Source organism: Paenibacillus sepulcri (assembly GCF_042647105.1).
Taxonomy (GTDB): domain Bacteria; phylum Bacillota; class Bacilli; order Paenibacillales; family Paenibacillaceae; genus Paenibacillus_Z; species Paenibacillus_Z sepulcri.
Genome location: NZ_JBHRUP010000001.1, coordinates 1,244,503 through 1,257,573, shown reverse-complemented (window position 1 = coordinate 1,257,573; position 13,071 = coordinate 1,244,503). Strand labels below are relative to the sequence as shown.

The window sequence follows — 13,071 nt, the reverse complement described above, 5'->3', positions numbered from 1 at the left end:
AGGGAGTGTGAAGTCATTGAATGGCAATCAGCGAAAGCGATGGCTTGGTCTTGGTCTTGTATTAATGGTCTGTCTGCTTGGTATTTCTGCTCCGTTTCAACATTTCGCAGCATTTCCAAATGAATTGCGATTGTTCTCTGGTCAATTAAAACAGTTGGATTATGTGATGCCGGTACATGCACAAGTTACGGTTGATCCACACATTTTGCAGGTCAACGGATCGACCAACCATTCAATCTCGGTTGATCTGAACAAGCCATTATCGCTTCAATCCAATTTTAGTGGCGAAACAACCATGAAGTTGAAATTGTTCGGCAGGATTCCATTCAAGACGGTCAAAGTCAATGTTGTTCCGGATTTACGCGTTATTCCCGGCGGCCAAACGATTGGAGTTAAGGTGAAATCAGCCGGTATAATGGTGGTTGGCCATCATCAGGTCATTCATGCGAACGGCAAGAAAATTTCCCCGGGGGAGCTTGCAAAGCTGCAGCTGGGGGATCTGATCGTTAAAATTAATGGCCAATATATCAATGAAGTCCATAAGGTGGCCCGAATTGCTGAAGAAGCGGGAGCAGCCAAGCAGCCGATAAAATTGACGGTGAAACGAGGCAGTGAGTTTTTTGAAACCAAGCTTTCTCCTGTGTTTGATTCTGAAGATAAAGCCTGGAGGCTTGGATTGTATATACGGGACTCGGCGGCTGGTGTGGGAACACTAACATTCTTTGCTCCGGATCAAGGCGTGTACGGTGCATTGGGACATGTTATAACCGATATGGATACCCAAACCGCCATTGAAGTCGGCGAAGGACAGATTTTACAATCCAATGTGACCTCCATCAATAAAAGCCAAAGTGGCGAACCAGGAGAGAAAAGAGCTCATTTCATCAAAGAAAGCAAAGTTCTGGGCAATATTGAACGAAACACGCCATTTGGCATTTTTGGAAAAATGAATGAGCTTCCGGCTCATAGCTATAAAGATCAATCAATTCCAGTTGCCTTTGCTGAAGAAGTGAAGGAAGGCCCTGCCCAGCTATTGACTGTTGTGAATGGTCAAAAAGTGGAACGATTCGATGTTCAGATTGTTCATGTGACTCATCAATCTTCACCGGCGACCAAAGGGATGGTCATCAAAATCACAGATCCCCGTCTTCTGCAACAAACCGGGGGAATCGTGCAAGGGATGTCCGGAAGTCCAATTATCCAGGATGGCAAATTAGTTGGAGCCGTCACTCATGTATTCGTGAATGATCCAAGCTCCGGTTATGGCTGCTTTATCGAGTGGATGCTGCAGGATGCAGGCATTTTACTGAAGCAGGATAAAGAAAATCTTAAGGCGGCTTAATTGCCCCTTAAGGTTTTTTGTTTTCTTTACCGCGAAATTCACAACCATTTTTGTCGAATAATTTCGAAATATAAGGGTTGTTGTAGTAAATTTTTAATTATAAAACAATTCTAATAATAAATAAAGAAAAAGATTATTCGACAGAAGGAATTTGATTTTGGGTGTCGAAAATGTTTAGTAGACAGGAAGAGAAAAGGACAGTCAGGGTTAAAAATCAGATTGATGGCAGATCGAGTCTAAGGAGGACTATACCTTGCAAAAAATCGAAGTATTGTTGGCGGATGACAACCGGGAATTCACAAATTTGTTATCGGAGTACATTTCGGAACAAAACGATATGGTTGTGACCGGAGTTGCTTACAATGGTGAGGAAGTGCTTCGCCTGCTTGAAGAAACACACGATACGCCGGATGTACTTATTTTAGACATTATTATGCCTCATTTGGATGGATTGGGTGTGCTGGAGCGCTTGCGTGAGATGAATTTATCACCTATGCCCAAAATAATTATGTTAACTGCTTTCGGTCAGGAGAATATTACTCAAAAAGCGGTACAACTGGGTGCTTCCTACTACATATTGAAACCGTTTGATATGGAAATTCTGGCCAACCGCATCCGCCAGCTTGTTGGGAATTCGACTGTCATTTCATCATCTTCATCCTCCTACTCCTCATCCATTATGAAATCAAATGTAGTGCCTATTGCGAAGGGCAAAAACCTGGATGCGAATATCACAAGCATTATCCATGAGATTGGTGTTCCTGCGCATATTAAAGGGTACCAGTATTTACGGGAAGCGATTACAATGGTATACAATAACATTGAAATTTTAGGTGCTATCACCAAAACACTTTATCCGGCTATTGCCGAAAAATTCAAAACCACCCCTTCCCGCGTCGAGCGTGCAATCCGTCATGCGATTGAAGTGGCCTGGACACGCGGCAATATCGACAGTATCAGTCACCTGTTTGGCTATACCATTAACATCAGCAAATCCAAACCAACCAACTCGGAATTCATTGCGATGGTGGCGGACAAGCTGCGGATCGAGCACAAGGTGTCATGAGAGCGTAAGGAATAAGGGGGCATATAGTGAAAAATAAAGCGGCGAATTCATGTGCTGCTTTATAGAGATGCTGCGGTTTTCAAAAACCCCATCAGACGATTTCAGGCTAATATTCCATTCATAAAACCGCCATTTATTGGATTGCACGTAAATCCATTAATAAAGGCGGTTTTTTGTATGATCTTTTTTCTTGAATTATGGTACTATTTAGACGATCTTAAGTAAGATGCGATTCTGAACAAAAGGGGCTTTTGAGATAATGAGCGAGTTTACATCCGGATTTCTAACTTTAAATACGAAAAAATCCCTGGACAGCTTGGCTGAACAAAGTTCTGTCATAAAGGCTGCTGAACTCAATGCTGAATGGCTTATTTTCTTGAATGGTGATGCCATCCTGGGCAATGATGTTCCGGATTATGTAAAACAAATATCTATGGTGCTGCCTGTATTATACTTTTATTACGATAAAGATCATTGTTGGGGATATAAGTTATTCGAATCAGGTGAAATGGCAGCTGATTTTGAATTGGATTATGAAGCAAAAAATAGTATGGTCATTGAATTGGCGGAGAAGCTGTACCCGGATAAAGACATTATTGCGTTCCTCTATTTGGATGAGGAAGGAAGCGAAATACGTGAACGGCTTGATGAAATAGTTGAGGATAACTACCTCGAGATGGTTCGAATGAATTTTGAAAAAGCAAATCTGGATTCATTTAACCTGTTTCATAAAAGTGAAGACACCATTAATAAACTTAAAAATATAATGAGGGTTGAATATTTTCAAACGCTGGTTAGCCCCCATGAATTGGTTGAGGAATTTAAAGAGTTAATTGGTATTTCTGAAATGAGCCGTTAGGGCGGATCGTGTTTGGAATCATTTGAAGATCATTTTCCCAGCATGGGTTAACAGCAGTTAATTAAAATCATTCCTCTTGTTCATTGGGTTAATACAAACACCAATGGATGAGAGGATTTTTGTTTTCAGCAATAAGCTCCATCAACAAAGCAAAATAGAATCAACAGGAGAACTTAATGTGATTTTGTAATAAACTATACAAATAAGTAAGACTTTATTTTTACCTTGCGTATCCTTTGAAGCCAATCATTCGTTTACCAATTGAAGCGACAAATATAAGGAGGTGCCGCGTCGTGAGAAATTTCCCGAGCCCATCCGCGGAAAAAAGAATCGGGGTACTGCCGGATATGGAGCGGCTGCTGTCCACTCTGAAGCGATACTGTCTTTCGATTACCAACAGCTCCTGGGATGCCGAGGATCTGATGCAGGAAACCTGTGTAAGAGCGCTCCCTGTCGTGAATGGAACCCGGCTTCACCCGAATCCGACAGCCTATGTGCTGCGAATTGCCAAGAACCTCTCCATTGATCACGCACGCCGCAAGCATTCAACTGAGCTTGTAACGGATCAACATATGCAGAATATTTTCGATGATATGGAGAATGATTACGAAATCGAAGATGCCCTGCGTCTGCTGGTGCTTCATCTTTCGCCTTTGCAGCGAAATGTGTTTCTGCTGAGAGAAGTTTTCAGATATACAGGGGCAGAAGTCGCAGGCTTTCTGAATACATCGGAAGGCGCCGTCAAGGCGGCTCTTCATCGCGCCCGCACCACCATAGAGCGACTCACATGCGATGCGTCTGACAAGGAATCAGTTAATTCTGGCGATTCGAATTTCAATGAAATACTGCTCGCATATATGACGGCTGTCCGCGAAGCGAATCCGCAAGCAATCGTGCTGCTGGCTCTGGTGAATAATGGACAGATGGACACTATTCAGGCCGTCAGCCATGCAAAGCGTCTGTCCGTATCTGCACCTTCGGCGACAGCAGGCACATCAAATACGGCAAGTTCCCGGTGGAATTTATTTGCAGCGGCATAAACCGCAATTGAAAGGGGATCATTCCATGAATTTAACACCTTATGTTATTGAGCAGAACAAAAGCGGAGAACGCAGCTATGATATATATTCGAGGCTGCTGAAGGACCGGATCATCATGGTCAGCGGCGAGGTGGAGGACAGCATGGCGGGCTCCATTGTCGCTCAACTGCTATTCCTAGCTGCGGACGATCCGGAGAAGGATATCACCTTGTATGTGAACAGTCCCGGAGGATCGGTAACTGCCGGTTTTTCCATCTACGATACGATGCAGCTGATCAAGCCGGATGTGTCTACGGTCTGTACCGGGTTTGCCGGCAGCTGGGGGGCCGTTCTGCTGACTGGGGGAGCCAAAGGTAAACGTTATGCTCTTCCCCACAGTGAAGTCATGATTCATCAGCCTCTTGGCGGCGCACGCGGCCAGGCGACGGATATTCAAATCCATGCCAGCTGGATCATGAAGACACGTGAGAAAATCAACAAGGTACTCGCTCATCACACAGGCCAGACGATTGAGCGGATCGAACTGGATTGCGACCGCGATAATTTCATGTCTGCCGAGGAAGCAAAAGCCTATGGACTGATCGATGGGATCATAACCGACATGTCCGGCGGAGCAGCTTAAAGGTGAAAATCAAATAAATCGAGACAAAAGGAGCTGATCCGGCTGATTTATGGCCGGCAAGCTCCTTTTTTGACCTTATAGCTTGTAAAAAGTATCACACCTATAAATTAACGGTTTAAATGAGGATACCGGCTGTACCTCCATAGGACAGCGAAACCGTTTCTTCTTACTGCAGCGGATTTTCCTTAAGTCACGTATTCTCTCCTGGACGCGGGGGACGCGGGCGCTTCTCGCGGAAACGCGACTGGAGATAATTCCGTTTTTTGTCGCGGAAGAAGGTCCAGCCTCCGATAAATCCGGCTCCTGCCAGAAACAGCAGCAGCCCGCCGATAAAGAGCAGCCATTCGAAGTTCGGATTTATCTGGTCATCGCCAAAGGATGAAAAATAATGAAACACGGCATCCTTCATCAGCAGAAAACCGTAGGTCGCCCCAAGTCCGGGGATAACTAACAATAAGATAGCAATAAAGCGGACAACAATCTGTTTCATAATACCAATTCCTCCTGAATATAAGCAGAAGCCGTACACCGATACTGGCGGAGAAGTCTCCACATTCACCTGTTAATCATACCTTTTTACGCCCTTACTGTCCATTTGCAAAAGAGGTGCTGTTTTCCCGGACATGAAAAACAGGTACAATAGAACAGGGGAGAGATAATGCGGCCCGCGCAAGCATTAGATTTCGTGTTGGCTGCTCGGCCCCCATGCATCAGTCTTTCTTATTGGCCACCCGGCCTACCAGTGAAAGGGGAACGAAAATGAGCATTCCATGCGATATAGCCATCATTGGCGGAGGCATTGCGGGATATACAGCTGCCATCAGAGCGGCCCAGGCAGGCAAGAAGGTTGTCATCATAGAGAAGGAAAAGCTTGGCGGCACATGCCTGCATAAAGGCTGCATCCCGAGCAAAGCGCTTTTGCGCAGCGCTGAGATTTACTCCACGCTGCTAAATGCGGATACATACGGAATTAAAGTAGCGGAGGGTGCCGTCACCGTCGATTTTCCAGGTGTCCAGCAGCGCAAAGAACAGACCGTAGAACAGCTGTACAAAGGTCTTCAATATTTGATGCGCAAGCACAAAATCACGATTATTTCGGGAGCCGGGCGGGTCATTGGCCCATCGATTTTTTCTCCGCGCAGCGGCAGCGTTGCGGTAGAGCTCGCGGATGGCGAGATGGAAACGGTTGTACCGGTTCATTTGATGATTGCCACTGGTTCCAGACCGCGCACCCTGCCAGGATTGCCGGCTGATCCGGCCCAGGTGATGACAAGCGACGACGCGCTGGTCATGGAGCAGCTGCCAGCATCTATACTCATCATCGGCGGAGGGGTCATCGGTGTGGAGTGGGCATCTATGCTGATCGATTTCGGTGTAGAGGTAACGCTTGTGGAAACAGCGGCCCGTCTTTTGCCTGGAGAAGATGCGGAAGTTTCGGCTGAGCTTACCAAACAGCTTGGGAAACGAGGTGTCCGTATATTGACGGGCATTCAATTGAAGCTCGATACGTATACCTATAAAGACGGACAAGCTTCGCTGGAGGCAGATACGGGCGAGGGTAAAGTCATTCTGGCGGCTGAGAAGCTGCTGGTTTCCGTGGGACGGCAGGCCAATATCGAGGGAATCGGGCTGGAGAACACAGATATTCAGTTGAATAAGGATGTTATCCGGGTTAACGGTAACTTCCAGACGACCGAGCCTCATATTTATGCTGTCGGCGATGTGAACGGCGGACTGCAGCTGGCGCATGCTGCAGCGCATGAAGCGATGGTTGCCGTGGAGCATTTGCTTGGAAACAAACCGTCCGGTACCGCCCATGCCCAAATACCCCGCGCTATTTACAGCCATCCGGAGATCGCTTCGATCGGCTTGACAGAGGAAGAGGCGCGCAGGCAGGGCCATGACATCAAGATTGGCAAAATCCCTTTTCAAGCCATTGGAAAGGCTCTTATCCTCGGCGAACCGGGCGGCTTTGCAAAAGTGATCGCAGATAAAAAAACGAATGATATTATCGGTGTCCATCTTGTCGGTCCGCATGCGACAGATCTGCTCTCCGAGGCGTCTCTGGCACTTCTGATGGACGCAGCTCCCTGGGAGGTCGGACAGGTTATCCACCCGCACCCGACGCTTTCTGAGGCGCTTGGCGAAGCGATGTTGGCCGTCGATGGCAATGCCACCGTCATATAAGATCAAGCCCGGCAGATATACCGATTTCTGAATGGATTTCCTTTTAAATGAAAGTCGGTTATAATAGGTATAGTCAAGTCTTAGTACCAGGTTATAATAGCAGCCAAAAGGAGGGCATCCCTCATGACGCAACCCGAATCCACACTGCAACAATCCAGACATGCCAAGCTCGGTTTGACGGACGAGCAGGCCATCGACATGTACGTCACGATGATGACAGCACGTTTGTACGACGAAAGAGGACTTTTGCTTCAGCGCGCAGGCAAAATTAATTTTCACGTATCCGGTATCGGACAGGAAGCGGCACAGGTGGGCGCGGCTTTTGCGCTTGACCGCGAAGTCGATTACTTCCTCCCGTACTACCGCGATTACGCGCTTGTGCTCGCTGTCGGGATGACGCTTCGCGAGCTGATGCTTTCGGTATTCGCCAAAGCGGAAGACCCCAACAGCGCAGGGCGGCAGATGCCGGGCCATTTTGGCTCCAAACGGCTGCGTATCGTTACCGGCTCCAGCCCTGTTACAACCCAGGTTCCTCACGCCGTCGGCATTGCTTTGTCGGCGAAGATGAGGAAGCAGAAGCTGGTGAGCTTCGTCACCTTCGGCGAAGGCTCCAGCAACCAGGGCGATTTTCACGAAGGCTGTAATTTCGCAGGCGTTCATAAGCTGCCCGTCATTCTTTTTTGCGAAAATAATCAATACGCAATTTCGGTTCCGCTGCATAAGCAGGTAAGCGGACGGATTGCCGACAGGGCGATCGGTTATGGTTTCCCGGGCTACCAGGTTGACGGCAACGATCCTCTGGAGGTATACCGTGTCGTGAAGGAAGCCCGCGCCCGCGCAGTTGCCGGTGAAGGGCCAACACTGATTGAAGCGATGATGTACCGCTTGTCTCCCCACTCCACCTCGGATAATGATCTGGCCTACCGGACGAAGGAAGAGGTTGACGAGAATCGGGCGAAGGACGGAATACCCAAATACAAACAATATCTGATGGAATGCGGCTTATGGAGCGACCGGCAGGATGAGGAGCTTCACAAGAAGCTCAAGGCGCTTCTGGATGATGCAACTTCTTATGGAGACAAGGCGCCGTTCCAGGCTCCCGAGGACATTTTGCTCCATGTGTACGATGAAGGTCAAGGCGAAGGGGGAGGACGCTAACCATGCCGATGATGGAATATATTGATGCGATCCGCCTCGCTATGAAGGAAGAAATGGAACGTGACGAGAATGTTTTCGTACTGGGCGAGGATGTCGGATATAAGGGCGGGGTGTTCACGACCACGAAAGGGCTGCTGGAACAGTTCGGCGAAGCCAGGGTAATGGATACGCCGCTTGCCGAATCGGCAATTGCCGGGGTCGCCATTGGAGCAGCTATGGTCGGCATGAAGCCGATCGCCGAGATGCAGTACTCTGATTTTATGTTTCCCGCAACGAATCAAATTATTAGCGAGGCGGCCAAAATCCGCTACCGCTCCAATAACGACTGGTCCTGTCCGGTTGTCATCCGCGCTCCTATCGGAGGCGGGATATTCGGCGGGTTGTACCACTCGCAATGTCCGGAATCCGTTTTTTTCGGCACACCTGGCCTTAAGATTGTAACGCCTTACTCGGCCTACGACGCCAAAGGGCTGCTGAAAGCCGCGGTGCGTGATCCCGATCCGGTGCTTTTCTTTGAAAACAAGAAATGCTACAAGCTTGTCGTAGGCGATGTTCCGACTGACGATTACACTGTTCCTATCGGTAAAGCCAATGTTCTGCGGGAAGGTGACGACATTACCGTCATCAGCTATAGCATGCCGCTTCACTTTGCCATGCAGGCGGCTGAAGAACTGGCGGAGGAAGGCATTACCGCCCACATTCTTGACCTCCGGACGCTTCAGCCGCTGGACAAGGAAGCGGTGCTGGAAGCCGCCCGCCGCACGGGCAAAGTGCTTATTGTGCATGAGGACAATAAATTCGGCGGTGTAGGGGCAGAGGTGTCAGCCATTATCGCGGAGGAAATGCTGTATGAGCTTGATGCTCCAATTATGAGGTTATGCGGACCGGACGTACCGGCAATGCCGATCAACCCGCCGGGAGAAAAGCATTTCATGTTGAATAAAGAAAAAGTGAAAGAAGCGATGAGGCATCTGGCACTTTATTAGGAGTGGTGTAAATGAAAATCGTGACGGAGATCGTCATGCCGCAGCTTGCGGAATCTCTTGTATCGGCGACGATCGACAAATGGCTGAAACAGCCGGGCGACACCATCGAAATGTACGAACCGATATGTGAAATTATTACAGACAAAGTCAACGCCGAGCTGCCTTCCACACTAGAGGGCATCATTGTCAAAATATTGGTAGGCGCCGGCGAGAATGTGCCTGTTGGCACGCCGGTCTGTCTGGTTGAAGTGGAAGAGGAAGGCAGCGCGGCGCTACCGCCTGCAGGCACGTCCTCTGGCGCGGGTAATGGCTCCAGGAGTGCCCAAGGCGCTGCTGCTCTCTCAAGCGTGGGAGCCGCTTATAACACAGGCGGCGGTCACACTGTGTCGGATCAGGAAGAGGCCGATATCAGCATGCGCCACCGCTTCTCGCCTGCAGTGCAGCAGCTGGCGGCCGAACATGGCGTTAACCTGGCCCATGTGCCGGGAACGGGTCTTGGCGGGCGGATAACCCGCAAGGATATCCTTGCTTTTATCGAATCCGCAGGAAACAATAACAGGACAACGGCGAGTCCGGCAGGAAACTCTGCAGCATCGCCGCAGCTCCAGGCGGTCCGCTCAACAGGACTGCATTTGACGGATACGCCGCCGATCCCGACGATTGAAGTCGAGGGCCGTTCGACTTCAGGCCGGGAATATTTTATCGATGTGACGCCTGTCCGCAATGCCATTGCGCGCAATATGCGTCAAAGCGCATCGGAAATTCCCCATGCCTGGACGATGATTGAAGTGGACGTGACGAATCTGGTCGTGCTCCGCAACAAGCTTAAGGATGAATTCATCAAACGCGAAGGCATCAATTTGACCTATCTGGCTTTCATGCTCAAGGCCGTTGTGAATGCGATTAAAGATGTGCCGATCATGAATTCCGTATGGGCGGTTGACAAAATCGTCGTGAAGCGGGATATTAATCTCGGGCTTGCAGTTGGCACAGAGGATGCGGTGAAGGTGCCGGTCATCAAAAATGCCGATCAAAAAAATATCGCCGGACTCGCCCGCGAGATTGACGAACTGGCGCGCAAAACACGTGAAGGCAAGCTTACGCTTTCCGATATGGAAGGCGGCACGTTCACGGTAAACAATACGGGATCGTTTGGTTCGATCGCTTCGTATCCGATTATTAATTACCCTCAAGCAGCGATCATTACATTTGAATCCATTGTCAAGCGGCCTGTCGTGATCGACGACATGATTGCCGTCCGTTCCATGGCCAATTTATGCCTGTCACTGGATCACCGTATTTTGGACGGCGTTATTTGCGGCCGTTTCCTGCAGCGTGTGAAGGAGAATCTGGAAGGCTTCAATATGGACACGAAATTGTACTGAGACGAGGTACGGATTATGATGAATGCAGCAGCGGCGCAACCGCTGGATATTACGTATACGCCTATGCTCGGGTACGCAGAAGCATGGGATTTGCAGAAAACCTATGTGAAAGAAATCGATAAGGAGGAGCGAGTCGAATCGCTTCTTCTTCTTCAGCATCCGCCGACTTATACGGTTGGCTCTCAGAATCACCCGGAGCATCTGCTGTACTCGGAAGAGGAGCTTGCGGAGCGGGGCATCGGCCTGTTCAAGATCGACCGCGGCGGAGATATTACCTATCACGGTCCGGGACAGCTTGTGGGCTATCCGCTGCTCTATCTTGATGCGGTGGGACTTGATCTGCATGGCTATTTGCGGCGTTTGGAGCAGGTGTTCATCGACTGGCTGGGCGAATACGGAATAAAAGGCGGCCGGAAGCCGGATTATACGGGCGTATGGGTGGACGACAAGAAGATTACCGCGATCGGCGTCAAATTCAATAAAGCCCGGACCCGCCGCGGTTTTGTGACGAGTCATGGCTTCGCCTTGAATGTGAAGGCGGGCATAGCAGAGGATGGCTTCCAAGGGATAATTCCGTGTGGGATTCAGGATTTTGCGGTCACCTCATTTGCCGATCTGACAGGTATCCATTTGACTGTCGAGCAGGCGGCTGCCGGCATTATTCCCCATTTTTGCCGTCAGTTTGGCTATAAGGAACCGGCTGCATCCGGATTATTCGAAAATCCAGCCAATGCCAACAATCAAGGTAGATAACAGCATTGCCGAAATAATCATCCAGATAAACACTTTCATGATCCGGTTGACACGCATGAAGGCATGCTCCTTTCGTGTAGAATAAGGTCCATACTTTACTATTGTAAACGATAGAGAAGGACGGTGGAAAGTGTATGATCAAAGAGAAGCGTTTGGTAGACGAATTTATGGAGCTTGTACGCATCGATAGCGAGACGGGCAATGAACGTCAAATCTGTGATGTGCTGACCGCCAAATTTAAGGCGCTGGGTCTTTCTGTAGAGGAGGATGACACCGCGCAGAAGACGGGTCATGGCGCCGGGAATTTGATCGCCAGGCTGGAAGGCCGCGGCGCGGACGGAGCTCAGACGATCTTCTTCACCTCGCATATGGATACGGTCACGCCGGGCATTGGAATCAAGCCGCAGATTGATGCCGACGGCTATATCCGCAGCGACGGCACGACAATTCTTGGCAGCGACGACAAGGCCGGTCTCGCTGCGATGATGGAAGCGATCCGTGTGCTGCAGGAGAACAATCTGCCGCATGGACCTGTGCAGTTCATCATTACGGCAGGTGAGGAATCCGGCCTGGTTGGCGCCAGGGCGCTGGACCGCTCCAAGCTGGAAGCCAAGTTTGGCTATGCCCTGGACTCCAACGGCAGAATAGGCGATATCGCCGTAGCCGCTCCATCCCAGGCGAAGATTACAATCAAAATCTTCGGTAAGTCCGCTCATGCCGGCGTTAATCCGGAGGACGGCATCAGTGCCATTCAAGTGGCGGGCAAGGCAATTGCCCGTATGTCGCTGGGACGCATCGATCACGAAACGACAGCTAATATTGGAAGATTCGAAGGCGGCGGGGCGACGAATATCGTTTGCGATTACGCCAAGCTTGACGCTGAAGCGCGCAGTATCGTGCAGGAGAAGCTGGATAAGCAGATTACAGCCATGCGCGAAGCGGTGGAGAGCACGGTGGCTGATTATGGTGCGAGAGCGGATTTTCAAAGCCAGATCATTTATCCCGCTTATGCTTATGATGATGGCGATCCGGTGGTTGAGCTGGCCAAGGAAGCGATCAGAGGGATTGGGGGAGAACCGCGGACCTTTCATTCCGGGGGAGGCAGCGATGCCAATATTTTCAACGGACTGGGTGTTCCGACTGTGAATCTGGCCATCGGTTATGAGCATATTCATACGACCAAGGAACAGATTAAAGTGGAAGATCTGGTTAAAACAGCTTCTCTCGTCGTTGAGATTATTGCTCAGGCGAATAAACGGGGATAACTTCAGTCATCTGAATAACCGACAAGAAGACCGGACAATAATTTGTCCGGTCTTTATCCAAGTTATGGAATGATGGCAGTATTCAGCGGCTGGCAGGGCGGCGATGCTCCAGATAATCTCCCAACGTGCCGGCGGATTTGATTTTGCTGCCGCGAATGTGAGCAGGGCTTTGCTGCACCATTAACTTCAACTGATGGCGGATTTCCCACGCTTTGCCGACAAGCGTTAACTGACTGGAGAAGGAATATTGTTTCATCACCGTAAACCCCCTTTAATTATTTATAATCATTTGACGGAAATTTTAACCATTCAGTAGCTTTGCTCGATTTTATGCGGTTTCAATTGAAAGAAAGTTATATGCTTAATCTTATGCGTGAAAGAGTATGGGTATGACAAGCTTATCCTATT

12 protein-coding genes and 1 pseudogene are annotated in these 13,071 nt (G+C 49.3%); 11 read left to right on the top strand and 2 right to left on the bottom strand.

Annotated elements, in window-relative coordinates; translation table 11 throughout:
* Positions 1-16: 16 nt before the first annotated feature.
* The 5 genes from spoIVB (at position 17) to clpP (ending at position 4,929) form a co-directional block, all read left to right on the top strand.
* Positions 17-1,342, top strand: coding sequence for a SpoIVB peptidase (gene spoIVB, locus ACFOLF_RS05775; protein ID WP_210041821.1), 1,326 nt, complete (start codon positions 17-19; stop codon positions 1,340-1,342).
* A gap of 253 nt (positions 1,343-1,595) precedes the next feature.
* Positions 1,596-2,408, top strand: a complete 813-nt coding sequence (gene spo0A, locus ACFOLF_RS05770; protein WP_210041813.1) for a sporulation transcription factor Spo0A — start codon at positions 1,596-1,598, stop codon at positions 2,406-2,408.
* 259 nt (positions 2,409-2,667) lie between these two features.
* Positions 2,668-3,267 (top strand): hypothetical protein, encoded by a 600-nt coding sequence (locus ACFOLF_RS05765; RefSeq protein WP_210041804.1) that lies wholly within the window; start codon positions 2,668-2,670, stop codon positions 3,265-3,267.
* A 293-nt stretch (positions 3,268-3,560) separates the two neighbouring features.
* On the top strand, positions 3,561-4,307 hold the full coding sequence (locus ACFOLF_RS05760) for an RNA polymerase sigma factor (protein ID WP_210041802.1): 747 nt from the start codon (positions 3,561-3,563) through the stop codon (positions 4,305-4,307).
* Between the two features lie 25 nt (positions 4,308-4,332).
* Complete coding sequence (gene clpP, locus ACFOLF_RS05755; RefSeq protein ID WP_210041800.1) at positions 4,333-4,929, top strand: ATP-dependent Clp endopeptidase proteolytic subunit ClpP; 597 nt, start codon at positions 4,333-4,335, stop codon at positions 4,927-4,929.
* Between the two features lie 190 nt (positions 4,930-5,119).
* On the opposite strand, the gene ACFOLF_RS05750 is transcribed toward clpP, so the two are convergent.
* A complete protein-coding gene (locus ACFOLF_RS05750) occupies positions 5,120-5,419 on the bottom strand; it encodes a DUF2627 domain-containing protein (protein ID WP_210041798.1) in 300 nt (99 codons plus the stop codon).
* Between the two features lie 269 nt (positions 5,420-5,688).
* Between ACFOLF_RS05750 and lpdA the strand changes: the two genes are divergently transcribed.
* From lpdA to ACFOLF_RS05720, 6 genes are all read left to right on the top strand, one after another.
* Positions 5,689-7,116 carry a dihydrolipoyl dehydrogenase gene (gene lpdA / locus ACFOLF_RS05745; protein ID WP_210041796.1) on the top strand — a complete coding sequence of 476 codons (1,428 nt, stop codon included), beginning with the start codon at positions 5,689-5,691 and terminating at the stop codon, positions 7,114-7,116.
* 123 nt (positions 7,117-7,239) lie between these two features.
* Positions 7,240-8,274, top strand: a complete 1,035-nt coding sequence (locus ACFOLF_RS05740) for a thiamine pyrophosphate-dependent dehydrogenase E1 component subunit alpha (protein ID WP_210041794.1) — start codon at positions 7,240-7,242, stop codon at positions 8,272-8,274.
* Between the two features lie 2 nt (positions 8,275-8,276).
* Complete coding sequence (locus ACFOLF_RS05735) at positions 8,277-9,260, top strand: alpha-ketoacid dehydrogenase subunit beta (RefSeq protein ID WP_210041792.1); 984 nt, start codon at positions 8,277-8,279, stop codon at positions 9,258-9,260.
* Between the two features lie 11 nt (positions 9,261-9,271).
* Entirely contained in the window at positions 9,272-10,645 is a 1,374-nt protein-coding gene (locus ACFOLF_RS05730) for a dihydrolipoamide acetyltransferase family protein (protein WP_210041784.1), read from the top strand.
* Between the two features lie 15 nt (positions 10,646-10,660).
* Positions 10,661-11,398: a lipoyl(octanoyl) transferase LipB gene (lipB, locus tag ACFOLF_RS05725; RefSeq protein WP_379114565.1), complete on the top strand. Its 738-nt coding sequence runs from the start codon at positions 10,661-10,663 to the stop codon at positions 11,396-11,398.
* Between the two features lie 134 nt (positions 11,399-11,532).
* Complete coding sequence (locus ACFOLF_RS05720; RefSeq protein ID WP_210041782.1) at positions 11,533-12,663, top strand: M20/M25/M40 family metallo-hydrolase; 1,131 nt, start codon at positions 11,533-11,535, stop codon at positions 12,661-12,663.
* Between the two features lie 184 nt (positions 12,664-12,847).
* On the opposite strand, the pseudogene mciZ reads toward ACFOLF_RS05720, so the two are convergent.
* Positions 12,848-12,919, bottom strand: a pseudogene (gene mciZ, locus ACFOLF_RS05715) (Z-ring formation inhibitor MciZ); the annotation flags it as partial.
* Positions 12,920-13,071 lie beyond the last annotated feature (152 nt).